At 38.0% G+C, this 15,625-nt stretch carries 13 protein-coding genes; 10 read left to right on the forward strand and 3 right to left on the reverse strand.

Annotation, left to right across the window (positions count from 1 at the left end):
• Nucleotides 1-4 precede the first annotated feature (4 nt).
• A complete protein-coding gene (locus CRO15_RS00085; RefSeq protein WP_097043708.1) occupies nt 5-880 on the forward strand; it encodes a sugar phosphate isomerase/epimerase family protein in 876 nt (291 codons plus the stop codon).
• A gap of 6 nt (nt 881-886) precedes the next feature.
• Nucleotides 887-2,281: a c-type cytochrome domain-containing protein gene (locus CRO15_RS00090; protein WP_097044787.1), complete on the forward strand. Its 1,395-nt coding sequence runs from the start codon at nt 887-889 to the stop codon at nt 2,279-2,281.
• A gap of 9 nt (nt 2,282-2,290) precedes the next feature.
• Here CRO15_RS00090 and CRO15_RS00095 read toward each other — a convergent pair whose 3' ends face one another.
• Nucleotides 2,291-2,836 (reverse strand): RNA polymerase sigma factor, encoded by a 546-nt coding sequence (locus CRO15_RS00095; protein WP_097044788.1) that lies wholly within the window; start codon nt 2,834-2,836, stop codon nt 2,291-2,293.
• A 91-nt stretch (nt 2,837-2,927) separates the two neighbouring features.
• On the opposite strand from CRO15_RS00095, the gene CRO15_RS00100 reads away from it, so the two are divergent.
• The 3 genes from CRO15_RS00100 to CRO15_RS00110 all read left to right on the forward strand — a co-directional run bounded on the left by CRO15_RS00100 (nt 2,928) and on the right by CRO15_RS00110 (nt 8,969).
• Nucleotides 2,928-4,097 (forward strand): FecR family protein, encoded by a 1,170-nt coding sequence (locus CRO15_RS00100; RefSeq protein ID WP_097043709.1) that lies wholly within the window; start codon nt 2,928-2,930, stop codon nt 4,095-4,097.
• Nucleotides 4,098-4,173: 76 nt separating this feature from the next.
• Nucleotides 4,174-7,419: a TonB-dependent receptor gene (locus tag CRO15_RS00105; RefSeq protein WP_243396864.1), complete on the forward strand. Its 3,246-nt coding sequence runs from the start codon at nt 4,174-4,176 to the stop codon at nt 7,417-7,419.
• A 119-nt stretch (nt 7,420-7,538) separates the two neighbouring features.
• Nucleotides 7,539-8,969, forward strand: a complete 1,431-nt coding sequence (locus CRO15_RS00110; RefSeq protein WP_097043710.1) for an SLC13 family permease — start codon at nt 7,539-7,541, stop codon at nt 8,967-8,969.
• A 69-nt stretch (nt 8,970-9,038) separates the two neighbouring features.
• Here CRO15_RS00110 and CRO15_RS00115 read toward each other — a convergent pair whose 3' ends face one another.
• Entirely contained in the window at nt 9,039-9,341 is a 303-nt protein-coding gene (locus CRO15_RS00115; RefSeq protein ID WP_097043711.1) for a hypothetical protein, read from the reverse strand.
• 351 nt (nt 9,342-9,692) lie between these two features.
• A complete protein-coding gene (locus CRO15_RS00120) occupies nt 9,693-10,427 on the reverse strand; it encodes a hypothetical protein (RefSeq protein WP_133067185.1) in 735 nt (244 codons plus the stop codon).
• Between the two features lie 267 nt (nt 10,428-10,694).
• Here CRO15_RS00120 and CRO15_RS00125 point away from each other — a divergent pair, with 267 nt between their 5' ends.
• From CRO15_RS00125 to CRO15_RS00145, 5 genes are all read left to right on the forward strand, one after another.
• Nucleotides 10,695-13,193 (forward strand): zinc-dependent metalloprotease, encoded by a 2,499-nt coding sequence (locus tag CRO15_RS00125; protein WP_097043713.1) that lies wholly within the window; start codon nt 10,695-10,697, stop codon nt 13,191-13,193.
• A gap of 173 nt (nt 13,194-13,366) precedes the next feature.
• Nucleotides 13,367-13,555: a hypothetical protein gene (locus CRO15_RS00130; RefSeq protein ID WP_097043714.1), complete on the forward strand. Its 189-nt coding sequence runs from the start codon at nt 13,367-13,369 to the stop codon at nt 13,553-13,555.
• 106 nt (nt 13,556-13,661) lie between these two features.
• Nucleotides 13,662-14,108 carry a hypothetical protein gene (locus tag CRO15_RS00135; protein ID WP_097043715.1) on the forward strand — a complete coding sequence of 149 codons (447 nt, stop codon included), beginning with the start codon at nt 13,662-13,664 and terminating at the stop codon, nt 14,106-14,108.
• Nucleotides 14,109-14,229: 121 nt separating this feature from the next.
• Complete coding sequence (locus CRO15_RS00140) at nt 14,230-14,607, forward strand: VOC family protein (protein ID WP_097043716.1); 378 nt, start codon at nt 14,230-14,232, stop codon at nt 14,605-14,607.
• Nucleotides 14,608-14,715: 108 nt separating this feature from the next.
• Nucleotides 14,716-15,516, forward strand: coding sequence for an SH3 domain-containing protein (locus CRO15_RS00145; RefSeq protein WP_097043717.1), 801 nt, complete (start codon nt 14,716-14,718; stop codon nt 15,514-15,516).
• Nucleotides 15,517-15,625 lie beyond the last annotated feature (109 nt).

A 15,625-nucleotide genomic window follows, 5' to 3' on the forward strand; every position in this document is an offset into this window, starting at 1 on the left:
TTTTATGAGAAATATCCTTACCGTTATTTTGATTCTTATTTTGGGTAATATTTATGCCCAGGATCAAAAACTTCAATTTTTTCAAACCAACTGGGGAAACACACTCTCATGGGACGCATTTTGTGAAAGAACAAAAAAATCCGGATTTGATGGAATTGATGTTTGGTTACCTGCTGACACCGAAAGTCAAAAAGCTCTAAGAACCGCTTTAAAAAAACATGGGTTATTGTTGAATTTAATGCACGGAACCAATAAAAATATTCCCTTCAAACAAAGTTTGGCACAATTTGAGGAAAAACTCAAGGTTTTGACACAGTGGAATCCTGTATTGGTCAACTGCCATACGGGAAGTGATTTTTTCACACAAGAACAGAACCAGGCTTTTATCAAAATAGCAAACAAGATTTCCAAAGAAAGTGGTATTCCTGTTTATCATGAAACCCATCGAGGACGTTTCAGTTATACACTTCCGAATACAAAAAAATACGTCAGTGCCATTCCCGATTTAAAACTGACTTTGGATATTAGTCATTGGATGGTGGTTCACGAATCCTTACTTGAAGGACAGGATGAAAACCTAAGGGAAATTGTTGACCACTCACATCATATACATGCAAGGGTAGGACATGCCGAGGGACCTCAGGTGAATGACCCTGAAGCACCCGAATGGAAAAAGGCTTTGGACAGGCATTTGGATATTTGGGAGCAAATAATTTGTAAACGTTGGTCCGAAGGACAGCAGACCGTTACCATAACTTCAGAATTTGGGCCTCCAGCATACTTGCCCGCACTTCCTTATACCCAAATTCCGGTTGCAGATCAGTGGAAAGCCAATGTTTTTATTATGAATGCCCTAAAAAAAAGGATGAAGATTCAATAGATGCCTATGGATATTCTTAAACAGTTTTTAGGTCGGTTACACCCTCTTTTGGTCCATTTACCCATTGGCTTTATCATCCTGGGACTATTGTTGCAATTGTACGACAGAAGAAAACATTCATACAATAAAGTTGTCGCCTTTGTATTTCTATGGGCAGGAATTGTTTCCATATTCACTTGTGTATCGGGCTATCTTCAATATTTGGGAGAGGGATACTCTTTTGATACCGTAAAGTGGCATTTATGGCTGGGCATTGCCACTACCATTTTTTGTTTTTTGATGTATTCAAGAATTTCAGGAAAACCATTCTTAGCATTTCTTAAACGATTTCCAATCGTGCTATCCTCTACTCTTTTATTTGTTTTGATCTCATTCACGGGGCATTTGGGTGGTGATATTACCCATGGCAAAGGATACTTGCTTGAACCGTTTCCCAACTCAGTGAAGTCATTTTTTGGATATGAAACATTCGAAGAAAAAACTATAGCACTTACTGAGGAAAACTGGGAAACCTCCCTGTTTTATGAAGACGTGATCCAACCATTGATCAACAACAAATGTGTGAGCTGTCATAATCCTAAAAAGGCCAAGGGGGAATTAATGCTACATTCTTTGGAGGAAATGCTGAAAGGTGGAGAAAGTGGAGAAGTTATTGTAAAAAACAAGCCAGAGGAAAGCCCCCTATACAGCAGGCTCATTTTACCAAAAGATGACGAAGACCATATGCCTCCCCAGGAAAAAACTCAATTGACCAAAGATGAAATCACATTGATAAAAACTTGGATATCGTATGGCAATCCTTTTAATGAAACAATTGGGGAGTTAGCATTGAACAAGGAGCTTTTTCTATCATTTTTTCCTCAAAAAGAAAACAACATCTATCCAGACACCATTGTTGTCACTGCGCCTACAGATTCAATAACTCTTATCAAAAAATTTGGAATACATGTACAGCAGATTAGCAATGCTTCTAACTTTTTAAGTGTTTCTTGTATCAACAAACCTTCTTTTGGTGATAATGATTTTGAAATGTTGAGTCCGATAAAAGAACAAATTGTGGTTTTGGACCTTGGCGGAACGCAGATAACCGACGCTATTTTTGAAAAACTTACTTCCCTGCCCCATTTAACCATATTAAGACTGGATAATACTACCTTGTCGGGAAATGGCATTGCCTTTTTAGCACAATTGAAGCACTTGAAATCAATAAACTTGACCCACACTAATTTCGAGAGTTCCTTTATCTCACCTCTTGGTAAGTTCAAAACATTGCAAAAGGTCTATTTGCATAATACGGAGGCAAGTAAAAACGAAGAGCAACGTTTAAATGGAAAGCAAACCATTTTGGACTATGGCAATTACGAACTTCCCAAGATAGCTGCGGATTCCATTATTTATTGAGCATTGAAGTTAAAACATCAAAACCGAAGCATTTTCACGTATAATCCGAAGGGCTTTGGACATCTGATTCTCGACAGTTTTAATAGAGATACCCATATCTTGAGCTATTTCTCTATATTTTCTACGCTCCAACTTGTTCATAATAAAGATTTCCTTGCATTTTGGAGGTAATTTATCAATAAGCTCTTCCAGTTTGACCAAAGTTGAATTTAAGTAGGTATCGTCTTCTTTCTGTTCAAAATAACTCTCGTAGATAGCATCCCACCTAATCTTATCCAATAAATCAGGCTGCTTTTTTTGCTTCCTAAGTTGCTGCAAAAATTGATTATGACACGATTTGAACAAGTACCCCTTCAAAGAACCCTTAATGGTTATCTGTTTCTTCTTTTCCCAAATCCTTACCATCACATCCTGAACAATATCCTTGGATAGGTTTCTATCTCCGCTTAATTGAAAAATGTAGTTGCACAGCCAATCGTAGTATTGATCAAACAAATACTCATATGCCTGAATCTCTCCTTGTCTAAGTTTTTCAATAAGTTGTGGTTCTTCCATGATTAAGAATAAACTTGTTAAAAGTAAAAAAATAAAATAAATAGGGGTTTTTTGAACATCCTGCATCTTTATAACACAACACTATGTGAAAATGCAAAATAAAGAAGCGTTAATTGAGAAGTTTTTAAACAGGACTATTTCGCCAATTGAGCGAAAAGTGTTGAAAAACTGGGTACTGAAAAAGAAGAAAAACCTAGATTTCTTTAAAGAAGAGATAAGAAGGCGCTCAAAAAATACCCTTTACCATCATTTTGATGAAAGTGAGGCTTTCAAAAGATTTTTGGGCACTATTGAGCAAAAACAATCCAAAAAGTGGGCTCCCAAAAACTTCTTGAAATATGCAGCTATTTTTATTGGTATAGTATCCGTTGGCTTCCTCATATATCAATCTCAAGGCTATTTGGGACGACCAGATAGTGTTGCCCAAAATGAAAAAATCAATGAAAATCAACAAAACAATGTTGTTATCTCCCTTGCAGATGGAACAAAGCAAGTTATAACTACAGATGGTTCAAACGAGCTTGTTGACAAAAACGGGGATACCATTGCCAAAAGACAGGCACAAGGTTTGGATTTTAGCCAATTGGACAACGAACAGAATCAAAATCTTGTATTTAATGAAATATATGTGCCTTATGGTCAAACCTTTAACCTCACCTTATCTGATGGGACCAAGGTTTGGTTAAACGCAGGAACAAGGTTGAAATTTCCCCAAAACCTAAATTCAACCACACAAAACAGAATAGTTTATCTAGATGGGGAGGCCTTTTTTGATGTGATCAAGGATGAAAAAAGACCTTTTATTGTCAATGCAGAAAACTTGGACATTAAAGTGCTGGGAACGCAATTCAATGTTTCAGCGTATAAATCTGATGGTGAAATTGCTACCACGCTGGTAGAAGGTTCCGTAAATGTTTATGAAAACTCAAATCCAGATGCGAAAATCTTACTGACACCAAACCATCAAGCCTCTTTCATCAAAGAAAATGGCTCTATGAGCAAAAAGAAAGTGGATACCCGACTCTACACAAGCTGGATGGAAAACAGATTAATCATAGATAACCTCACATTTGAAGAGGTCCTGATCAAACTGGAAAGAACGCATAACGTTTCTATTATTAATCAAGTTGGGAAATTAAAAAGTGAAGTATACAAGGGTGAATTCGAAAATGAAGATATTCAAAACATTTTGCAAACAATCGCCGTGAGCACGCCATTTACCTATAAAATAGAGAACAATGTAATTACAATTATAGAATAAAAAGGGAAGGTGTTGCACCACCTTCCCCAATACTAGATCGCTAACAAGGATTATTAACAATCAAACACTCAAAATTATGAAAAAAAGCATGGTTTTCAAGTCACCTTTATTTTTGGTGACCAATGCAAAAATGTCGCTTAAAATGAAGATTAGTTTGTTACTTACTTTCTTTATTATTTGTCAACTCTCTGCCAGTGATATATACTCGCAGCAAAAAGTGCAATTTAACTTTAAGGATGTTCCCTTAAAAGAAGTGCTCAATGAAATAAAAAAACAGTCAGGCTACAAGTTTTTTTACAATGTAAAAGAAATTGATGATACCAAACGGACATCCTTATCTGCTTCCAATGAAAAGATATTTGCGGTTTTGGACAGACTTACAGTCCAGGAAAGTTTGGAATATTCCATAAATGGCAACCAGATTGTCCTTAAAAAACAATCTCTGGATAAAATGAACACTCCTACTAAAGACCAAAAGGAAATTAGAGGTTCAGTAAAAGATGGCGATGGCAACCCTTTACCGGGTGCAAACATTTTGGTAAAGGGGACCACCAACGGAACCCAAGCCGATTTTGATGGGAATTTCACGCTTGAACTTGATGATGAAAATGTCACCCTTGTAGTTTCTTATCTTGGTTTTAAAACATCAGAAGTTCCCCTGAATGGGCAATCCAACATTGATATTGTTCTAAAAGAAGATGCCGCCCAGTTGGAAGATGTTGTGGTAGTGGGGTCCAGAAATCCAAATAGAACTGCAACCCAAACTACAGTGCCGGTGGATGTTATAGATGTTGCAGCTATTGCAAATCAAGGCCCGCAGGTAAGCGTTAATCAGATATTGAACTATGTGGCACCTTCATTTACCTCTCAATCACAAACAGTTTCAGATGGTACAGATCATATTGACCCTGCTTCACTTCGCGGATTAGGCCCTGATCAAGTTTTAGTATTAATCAATGGAAAAAGAAGACACAATACAGCTTTAATAAATGTAAACGGTACTGTAGGTGCAGGTAGTGTAGGTACCGATATGAATGCCATTCCGGCCGCGGCTATTCAGCGGATAGAAGTACTAAGGGATGGAGCTGCAGCACAATACGGTTCGGATGCCATTGCAGGGGTCATCAACATTGTTTTGAAAAAAGCTACCGGAAAACTGGATCTTTCATTAACTACAGGAGCTAATTTCAGTGAAAATAGCAATCAGTTTGAAGGTGGTAGCGATGGCGAAAAATTTCAATTGGACGCCAATTTTGGACTACCAATTGGCGACAGAGGGTACATCAATTTTACCGGATCTCTTTCTACAAGGGAACCAGCATTGAGAAATAAAGATTATGCAGGTGATATTTTTCAAGGATTTCATGGAGCCGAACGGATTTTTGCAGCTGGTGGAGGTACCGTAGCCGATATGACTCTCCAAGATTATGCCAATGCATCACAAAGTATCGGTTATTTAGATCAATCCGTTAAAGATCAAATTGCAGGATTAAACCTGAATGATGATACTGACATAGCGACATTCCGTGATTTGCTAGGTTTTGATGCCGATGAGGATGAACTTGCTGCCCGAGGCCTCACACGAAAAGATTTCAGGTTCAAAGTAGGTACATCAAGGCTTAGGGAAGGAAAGTTTTTTGCCAATATGTCCATTCCTGTTTCGGAAACTACAGAGATCTACGGCTTTGGAGGCATCAGCTACCGTCAAGGTTTGGCCTCAGGATTTTACAGAAGGCCAGCACAAGGTGATGGCCGTGCCAATACTCCAGCATTTCCAAATGGATTCCTCCCAAATATTGGTACAGATATCCTTGATCAATCCCTTTCCGTCGGGATTAGAGGGAAAATAAATGAATGGGATGTCGATTTCTCTAACACTTACGGTAGAAACACTTTTGATATTACAGTGGGTAACTCCAGTAACGGAACTTTTGGAGTTGCAACACCACGCTCTTTTGATGCAGGTGGTTTGGGCTTCACTCAAAACACAACTAATTTGGATTTCAGTAGGTTCCATGAAGATGTTTTTGAAGGGTTCAACGTAGCCTTCGGTGCCGAATACAAAGTGGAAAAATATGAGATCGTGGCTGGGGAAGAATCCTCATACACTAGCTACGACATCAATGGGAATCCTGTAAACAGTATAACTCCTGATAATCAGTTGGTTCGAAATAATTTTACTGGCGCACCCTTAGGCGGGGGGGCTCAGGTTTTTAGAGGGTATGATCCTGGAAATGCTACGGAAAAATTTAGAAACAATATATCGCTATATGCCGATTTTGAAGCAGATTTTACCGAAAATTGGTTATTGAGCTTGGCAGGCAGGTATGAGAACTATTCCGATTTTGGAAGCACTTTCAACTATAAACTAGCCACCCGACTAAAAATTTCAGAGAATTTGGCTCTTAGAGCAGCTAGTAGTTCAGGTTTTCGGGCACCATCCCTTCATCAACAATTTTTCAGCAGAACAAGTACTGTTTTTGTGGACAATGTTCCTTTTGAGCAGGGTACGTTCACCAACGATAGTAGAGCAGCAACCTTAATTGGTATTGACAAGCTTAAAGAAGAGACCTCTAATAGCTTTAGTGCGGGATTAACAGGAAGTTTTGGTGAATTCACCATAACAGTAGATGGTTATTTAATCAATATTGATGATCGCATTGTTTATAGTGGAAGCTTTGGTAATGGCGGAGACCCTGAGCTTACATCAATTTTCGAATCAGCCGGTGCAACTAGCGCACGATTTTTTGTGAATGCTATTGACACCAAATCTTCTGGGTTGGATATTGTGCTCTCTCATAAAACTAGTTGGGGAGATGCCACATTGAAAAATGATTTGGCGGCAACCTTCAATAAAACAGAGGTAGAGAATATTTTTGTTCCTCCCCTCATTGCCAATGCCGGTTTGAGTGGTTCATTCTTTGATGGACAAGAGGAAGCCTTCTTGACATTGGCCCAACCACGAACCAAATTAAACCTTACCAATATGGTTTCATATAATTCATGGGATTTTATGTTAAGAAATGTCTTCTTTGGTGAAGTTACCGACCCTGATGATTTTAATGGAGATGCCAGAGTAGAAGGTACTGAGGTAAGTGATGATGCTATTTATGGAGGGAAATTGATCACTGACCTTACCGTGACCAAATCATTTTCAGACAATCTTTCTCTAACTATTGGCGCTAGCAACCTTTTCGATGTTTATCCAGATGAAAATAGGGCCGGTGGTACTTCAGGGGATCAGTTTGTATACTCCAGAAGAACATCCCAATTTGGGTACAGCGGCCGTTACCTGTTTGCAAGATTACGTTTAAGCCTGTAATGTTTCATACTGCTTAAATTATTTGAGTTTGGTTTATTGATAAAACCCTCCTTTAAAAGGAGGGTTTTTTTTATGTCAAAGAGACAGCTATCTTTAGAGCTTTGAATTCTAATTCTGAAATGGAAAAATCCAAAATCCTAGGACTCCTTTTAGGTCCCATCGCATTCCTTATCTTAATTAACCTACCAATGGAATTGGTCTCCGAAAAAGGCGATTCCGTAATCGCCGTCGCCGTATGGATGCTAATTTGGTGGATCACAGAGGCCGTCTCTATATCAGTAACCGCATTACTACCGTTATTCTTGTTGCCTCTCCTTAAAATATTACCTATTGCAGAAGTAGGTGCAAACTATGGCAGTCCTATTGTTTTTCTGTTTTTTGGCGGGTTTGTAATGGCATTGGCACTGGAAAAGGTCAATTTACACAAGCGTATCGCTCTAAATATTATACGCTTAACGGGAACAACGCCCAACAAGGTAATTTTAGGTTTTATGATTGCAACGGCTTCTTTGAGCATGTGGATCAGCAATACGGCCAGTACGGTTGTAATGCTACCTATTGCCCTTTCCGTAATAAACCTGTTGATTGACGACGAGGATGGCTTTACCAAAAACGACAAAAACTTTGCATTGAGTGTAATGTTGGGTATTGCATTTTCGGCTAACGCAGGTGGAATTGCCACAGTAATTGGCACACCTCCAAATTCCGTATTGATCGGTCTTTTGGAAAACGAGTACAATACCGAAATTTCATTTTTGAAATGGATGACCCTAGGTCTTCCTTTTTCCATCATTATGGTAGCTATTTGTTATTTGGTATTGGTTAAATGGATGTTTCCCAATCGAGATTTAAAATTTAATGCATCCAAAGAAGTTATTGATACCGAGTTGAAAAAATTAGGTCCCACTTCTGGAAAGGAAAAACTGGTGCTGGCTATTTTTGGAGTTACAGTTTTTCTTTGGATCTTTAGAACCTTGATTAATGCCTTTTTCCCCAAACTTGGACTCACGGATACTATGATCAGTATTTTTGCTGCCATTGCATTATTTGCAATTCCTTATAATCTGAAAAAAGGAGATTTTATCATACGATGGAAAGATACTTCTAAACTTGCATGGGGTATTTTAATTCTATTCGGTGGCGGGCTTGCTTTGGCCAAAGGAATGTCTACCAGTGGGATTGTTGATATGGTTGCAGAATCCATAGCCAACAGCGAAATTAGTGTTTTGTTAACTGCATCACTGTTGATTCTCTTAATGCTCTTTATGACCGAATTGATGAGTAATGTTGCCTTGGTAGCTGTTCTAGCTCCTGTTGTGGCCGGTATTGCCATAGGTTTGGATATTCCCATCCTGTATTTACTCATTCCGGTGACCATTGCCAGTAGTTGTGCTTTCATGTTGCCCATGGCAACTCCCCCAAATGCTATTGTCTTTGCCAGTGGTTATGTGAAAATTGCTCAAATGGCAAGAATTGGAATCTTTTTGAATCTTATTGCTGTTGGACTGCTGATCTTAGTGTTCCAATTTGTATTACCTATTTTATTCTAAAAAAATAACCCCTCATGCAGGAGGGGTTATAGACAAACTAACTAACTCAAAAAATATAAAAAACTAACTTTATTGTATATAGGGATCAAAACCTGCAGGTAAATACCCCGAGGTATCAAACCCCAATTCTATTTTATCGCAAACATCAATATAATTGATTGCCTTCAAAGAAAATTTACCACTGTAAGGATCAAAATTTTCAGGCAAGTACATGGCGGTATCAAACCCCAGTTCCCAATCCTGATCTTCTTCAATGAACACCACTTTATTGATATCAAACTCCTCTCTTGGAGCATTTGATTTATTGGCACTAACTGCAGTAATCGAAACAATTCCTGCCAGCGTCCCTAAGATGTAATTTCTATATTTCATAACTATCGTTTTTGATTTGTTATACAAAGGTAAAACCACAAATTGTGAAGTTTATTACAATTAGTTTTTTGTTAACGCTGCTAAGAATTTCAGTAAAAAACAGAGTCATCAATTCTTAGTTTCCATTATTGAAAACCCCGTTGCTTTAAGCAGTAAATTTTGTAGGATTGATAATGTTAAAACCCTTTTATTATCATTTACACTTAATCGATTTTCATGTTATTTTTTTGTTAAGTGATTCTGGTGGGTATGTAGTGTACTTCAATTAACATTAAGACAACAAAAAGCCCTCGATCGAGGGCTTTTCTAACTAACTCAAAAATTTGTAAAATGAAGATTAAAACATCCTACCTAGTTTGCCCTTGTATATGGGTCAAAATTTTCTGGGAGATACTCTGTGGTATCAAAACCCAAGTTTATTTCTTCGTCCTCAACAAAATTGATTGAAGTTACTTCTATGATATCCTCATAAGGATCAAAACCTTCTGGCAACATATATTCGCTGTCCAAACTTAGGATTAACTCAACTTCCTCTTCAATGTAAGGGATAGCATTCAAATCTACATACACTTCGTATGGCGAAAAACCTTCAGGCAAATAATCCATGGTGTCAAAACCTAGGTCATTGTCTTCATCCTCCATGTAATTAATGGTGTGAACATCTACTATCTCTGTGTAGGGATCAAATCCTGCGGGTAAATAATCCGCGGTATCAAAATCCAGGTTCAACTCAGTTTCGTTTTCGGAGTATATAATGGAATTCAAATCAAAATAAGCTTCATAAGGGTTAAAACCTTCAGGAAGGTAATCGGAGGTATCAAACCCCAAATCTTCCGTCAATTCTTCTTCTATGAATTCTATTTCGTTCAGATTCAGTTCAAAGGACTCCTCATTATTCATGTAGTAAAATCTTGAGGGAACCTCTTTTAGTTCAGCATTGATCTGCAATACTGTAAAATTGTTCTCTAATGTACTGGTGGTTTCCAATTTGGTTTCTACAACAGGGACCGCCGTACTTTCTTGGTCGTTTGCTACGGCGGTACTACCCAGGAGTACCAAACCGTAAATCATTAATAATTTGTTCATTTTTGATTGAATTTTTTGATTGATGATGTATGCTTATAAGACTACCCAAATTCTAAATTGTTACAGCTTTTTTATTTTTTTAAGGAAAAATAAATTTCCTCTCAGCCCAACTATAAGTTGTGTTTCAACGGAAAGCTACAGTAAAAATAGATACTCCCAGAGTTTCGCACATCTCAGAAAAAAATTGAGAGTTAATATTTATTTAACAGTCTGTTTTTATGTTTTTTAGGTTCTTTGGTGCTATTCATTATATCAAACCGACATCAAATGATCAGAAACATTCTTACCAAATTTTTTTTCGCGCTTTTTCTTCTTGGCGCAGTTCAAACTTCAGAAGCACAACTTTTTAAAAAGAAAAAGAAGAAAACCGAACAAAAAACAGACGCCAAACCTAAAAAGGGTGATATTAAACCGTATGATAAGGTAATCACCAAAGAAGCAAAAACAGATGAGGGTCTTTTCCAAGTTCACCAAGTAGAGGACAAACATTATTATGAGATCCCTGATTCTCTATTTAATAGGGAAATGTTAATGGTTAGCAGAATCTCCAAAACAGCAACAGGAATTGGTTTTGGTGGCGGTAAAATAAACACCCAAGTTCTACGATGGGAAAAAAAACCAAAAAAGGTATTAGTTAGAGTTGTTTCCTATGGAAATGTAGCCGCAGATTCACTTCCAGTGCATGAAGCCGTGGTCAATTCCAACTTTGAGCCAGTGCTGTATGCGTTCAACATCAAAGCATTCAATAAAAAAGATTCTTTAAATCCCGCAACTGTTATTGAGGTAGATCCTTTGTTTACCAAAGATGTAAGTGCTCTGGGCATGCCCGATTTTTATCGCAAAAGATATAAAGTAAGTCGTTTGGATGGAGAACGAAGTTATATCGAATCCATCAAAAGTTATCCTTTAAACATTGAAGCTCGCCACGTAAAAACTTACGCTGCAGGTGCTCCACCAAGCAATCAAAGTTTAGGCTCTATTTCTATTGAAATCAACAACTCTATGATTCTTTTACCAGAAGAACCCATGAAACGTCGCTATTTTGATGAACGTGTTGGGTGGTTTGCAAGAGGGCAAGTTGATTATGGACTGGATGCACAAGAAAGTAAAACGGTTCGTTATCTGGATCGTTGGCGATTGGAAGTGAAAGATGAGGATATTGAAAAATACAATGCCGGAGAATTGGTAGAGCCCAAAAAGCCTATTATTTATTATGTAGATCGTGCAACTCCAAAAAAATGGGTTCAGTATATAAAACAAGGTATAGAAGATTGGCAAGTGGCATTTGAAGCTGCTGGTTTTAAAAATGCCATTTTGGCCAAAGATCCCCCTACTATAGATGAAGACCCTGAATGGTCTCCTGAAGATGTACGTTATTCCGTTGTGCGCTATTTAGCATCCCCTATACCCAATGCCAATGGCCCACATGTAAGTGACCCTAGAAGTGGTGAGATTTTGGAATCTGATATTAATTGGTACCATAATGTAATGACCCTGCTTCGCAATTGGTTCTTTGTGCAGACAGCTACCATAAACCCTGAAGCACAAAGTGTAGCATTTAAGGATGAAATTATGGGTAGATTGATTCGATTTGTATCTGCTCACGAAGTTGGCCATACGCTGGGTCTTCCACATAATATGGGAAGCAGTGTGGCTTATCCTGTAGATTCACTCCGTTCTGCAAGCTTCACCCAAAAATTTGGCACGGCACCTTCTATTATGGACTATGCAAGGTTCAATTACGTAGCCCAACCTGAAGATAAAGGAGTGGCTTTGATGCCAAATATTGGTATTTATGATAAATATGCAATCCGCTGGGGATATAAACCTATTTTGGAGACATCGGCAGAAAACGAAAAACCGATTCTAAATGGCTGGATTCGGGCTCATGAAAATGATCCAATGTACAGATTTGGGCATCAACAAGTAGGAGACGTACATGACCCAAGTTCGCAAACAGAAGATTTGGGGGATGATGCCATTAAAGCCAGTTTATATGGTATTGAAAACTTAAAACGTATTGTTCCCAGTCTTATGGCATGGACCACAGAAGAAGGCGAAGATTATGATGATCTTGGAACGCTTTATGGCCAGGTTGTTGCACAGTTCAGACGTTATATGGGACATGTTTCCAACAATATTGGTGGTGTTTATGAGCATTACAAAACCGCAGGACAAGAAGGAGCAGTTTATACCCATGTGGATAAAGAACACCAAAAGAACTGTATGGCCTTTATGCAAGAGCAATTGTTCAAAACTCCAAAATGGTTGATTGATCAGCAGATTTTCAATAAAACTGAATATTCTGGATCTGTGGAACGTATTCGCTCAATGCAAGTAAGGTATTTAAACAATATTTTGCAATTGGGAAAACTTGCTCGTGTCATTGAAAATGAAACGATCAACGGTAGCAACGCATATGGCTTGTTAGAGATGATGCGTGATCTACGAAAAGGAATCTGGTCCGAGACGCGAAGTGGTAAATCTATTGACACGTACAGAAGAAACCTTCAAAAAGCCCATATTGATCGCTTGGAGTATTTGATGACAGCCCAAAATCAAGGAAAATTATCAGACTTTGGAGGATATAGAAAATCCACCGCGGTAAATACCAGTCAATCCGACATCCGATCAGTAGCAAGAGCCGAACTCAACAATCTAAAGCGGGATATTAGAAGTGGTCTTGGTAGAATCTCAGATACCATGAGCAGGTACCACCTTCAAGATGCCCTAGAGCGCATCGACCTTGTTCTAGAGCCCAAATAGCTTCAATGTTGTAAGAAATTACCATTGGAAATGGCCTTTTTTGGATAAACAGTGCATTTTATCGGTTATACCATGCATTTTGTCCTGTTCACATCTAAAAAAGGCCATTTCACAACATATGATAGCTAAGTGCCTTCGCTTTCCCTATTTTAGTATTCCCAAATCCCAAAATCATGACCTACAAAATCAAGAGTCTTATCTATCTCTCCTGTTTTGTGATTACCGCAACCATCTATTATGGTATCGAACAGGAAGACGAGTTCAAAAATCAAGTAAATTCCCCCAAGGTCGCAGAAACCGATTTTGAAGATACCGATGACTTGGAGGACACCCAAGAAGATTTTGTCGTAGATCAAGAATAACATCCCCTTTGTTTTTCCGTGTTAAATGCTTCATAAATTATGATCTGTTGGTTAAACCATCATGTGCAAGTGTTGTCCAACAAGCAAATCATTAAAATTTAAACATATGAAACAATTAGCAGTAATGTTGGTCTTATTGACCACTGTGGGCGCTGTTGCACAGCGGCATGAAGGGCCTAGAATGGGAAAGGGACCAAAAATGAACATGACGGCCGAACAAATGGCCACCCTGAAAACAAAGAAATTGACCTTGGCTCTAGATCTCACTAAAGCACAACAAACCAAGGTGATGGACATTAATTTGGACCTGGCTGAGTATCGCAAAGCGAAGTTTGCCAAAATCCAAGCAAAAAAAGAAAGTGGAGAATGGAAAAGACCCACCTCTGATGAGCGATTTGCATTTGAAAATGCTCGATTGGACCACCAGATCGCACATCAGCAAAAAATGAAGGAAGTATTGACCAAAGAGCAATACCAAACCTGGAAAAAGCTGAGATCGAGAAAAGGAATGAACGGCAAAAAGAAAATGCAGGAGAAGGGAAGAAGAGGATAGTGTTTTTTGTTGATTTTAGAAGCCACGCCGGCCATGGACGTGGCTTCTTTTTTACCTCATTTTTAAACTCCTCTATAAAACGAAAATCGTATTTTAGAAACACATTCCTAAAAACGATTACATGAATCTCAATCAGGTTACGGTTCCTTCCCTAAATATTGAAAACAGTATTACTTTTTATACCACTTTGGGGTTGCAATTAATTGTAAAAGCTTTACCTCATTATGCCCGTTTTGTATGCCCAGATGGAAACAGTACATTTTCAATACATTTGGTGGAGGAATTACCCAAAGGAGAAGGTATTTCTATTTATTTCGAATGTACAGATTTGGATGAAACGGTTACCCTTTTGCAAGAAAAAGGCATTAATTTTGACGACCCTGCCTCTGACCGTCCTTGGTTGTGGAGAGAGGCCCGGCTCCGCGACCCTGACAATAATCGATTGATTCTTTTCTTCGCTGGTGAAAACAGGCTAAATCCTCCTTGGCGTATTAATTGATTCTCTTCTTTTGACAAAACCTTAAGATTTCCCTCCAACCTTTTAACATTTAAAGACGTATATATTGTAACACCCATAAGGGCTGTCTTAATCTTAAATTGATAAAAAATGAAAGTTAACTATCTGATTTCGGCCCTAACCACCCTATTGACTATATCCTTTAGCTCGGCCCAAGATAAAAATCATGATTCTTGGAACGAGAGTGTTTTTGAACCTGGTGAACAGGTCTATATGTTTGGAAATAACGTAAAATTGCGAAGTGCCCCAAAAATGGAATCCGAAGTATTGGAACTCCTTAAAATTGGAGAATGGGTCCAGATTATTGAAAAAACGGAATTTTCATGGCCCTACCGAGGTTACGATTCTCCTTTTTACAAAGTAAAATATGATGATAAAGTAGGTTATATTTTAGGTGGTTTATTGTCAATTGAAAAGAAAGTTTTGAATGGAATCGATTTCTATTTTGCATTTTCTAAAGAAGGTTCTCGTAATTTTCTCAACATAAGGAATGTTATAAATGGAGATTATCTAGAACAAAAAGTTCCTTTGACCCATACCAATATTACCATACATCCTTTGGATAATAAAGGTGTTCCTGATTTAGATGGAATTTTGTTTGTCAACTACATTGCGGAAGCCTGTGGTGTGGAAGGCGGAGGCATTTATCTTTTTGCCCATGGCAAAGGACTTACCAAAGTGGCTGAACTTTCTGAAATTTCAGATTCAGGGGTATTTTATCGTTCTGAACGGTTCATCTTCCCTGATGAACAAGAAGGTATTCCAAATAAGATACTTCTTAAAAAGGAACAAAGAGAAAATCTTGATGAAGCTTCAGTTTGGACTAAAACTTTTGTGGAAACTCGACAATTAACCTGGGTTGATGAAAAATTAGTTCCGGATTATCAATAAAGAATCACAAATTAGCAAATAGGTCCTTCCATAGTATTTGGAAGGACTTCTTTTTATCTCTAATTATCGGTTATTCTGACGATATGTTAAATTATCTGTTAATTAGCAG

Origin of the sequence: Flagellimonas pacifica (assembly GCF_900215465.1) — a bacterium.
GTDB classification, from domain to species: Bacteria; Bacteroidota; Bacteroidia; order Flavobacteriales; family Flavobacteriaceae; genus Flagellimonas; species Flagellimonas pacifica.

Excerpts from the sequence above, each read along its gene's own strand:
- CRO15_RS00100 (WP_097043709.1), top strand. The coding sequence starts at position 2,928 with ATGCAAAATAAAGAAGCGTTAATTGAGAAGTTTTTAAACAGGACTATT.
- CRO15_RS00135 (WP_097043715.1), top strand. The coding sequence starts at position 13,662 with ATGAAACAATTAGCAGTAATGTTGGTCTTATTGACCACTGTGGGCGCT.
- CRO15_RS00085 (WP_097043708.1), top strand. The coding sequence starts at position 5 with ATGAGAAATATCCTTACCGTTATTTTGATTCTTATTTTGGGTAATATT.
- CRO15_RS00120 (WP_133067185.1), bottom strand. The coding sequence starts at position 10,427 with ATGAACAAATTATTAATGATTTACGGTTTGGTACTCCTGGGTAGTACC.
- CRO15_RS00130 (WP_097043714.1), top strand. The coding sequence starts at position 13,367 with ATGACCTACAAAATCAAGAGTCTTATCTATCTCTCCTGTTTTGTGATT.
- CRO15_RS00115 (WP_097043711.1), bottom strand. The coding sequence starts at position 9,341 with ATGAAATATAGAAATTACATCTTAGGGACGCTGGCAGGAATTGTTTCG.
- CRO15_RS00110 (WP_097043710.1), top strand. The coding sequence starts at position 7,539 with ATGGAAAAATCCAAAATCCTAGGACTCCTTTTAGGTCCCATCGCATTC.
- CRO15_RS00095 (WP_097044788.1), bottom strand. The coding sequence starts at position 2,836 with ATGGAAGAACCACAACTTATTGAAAAACTTAGACAAGGAGAGATTCAG.
- CRO15_RS00145 (WP_097043717.1), top strand. The coding sequence starts at position 14,716 with ATGAAAGTTAACTATCTGATTTCGGCCCTAACCACCCTATTGACTATA.
- CRO15_RS00140 (WP_097043716.1), top strand. The coding sequence starts at position 14,230 with ATGAATCTCAATCAGGTTACGGTTCCTTCCCTAAATATTGAAAACAGT.
- CRO15_RS00105 (WP_243396864.1), top strand. The coding sequence starts at position 4,174 with ATGAAAAAAAGCATGGTTTTCAAGTCACCTTTATTTTTGGTGACCAAT.
- CRO15_RS00125 (WP_097043713.1), top strand. The coding sequence starts at position 10,695 with ATGATCAGAAACATTCTTACCAAATTTTTTTTCGCGCTTTTTCTTCTT.
- CRO15_RS00090 (WP_097044787.1), top strand. The coding sequence starts at position 887 with ATGGATATTCTTAAACAGTTTTTAGGTCGGTTACACCCTCTTTTGGTC.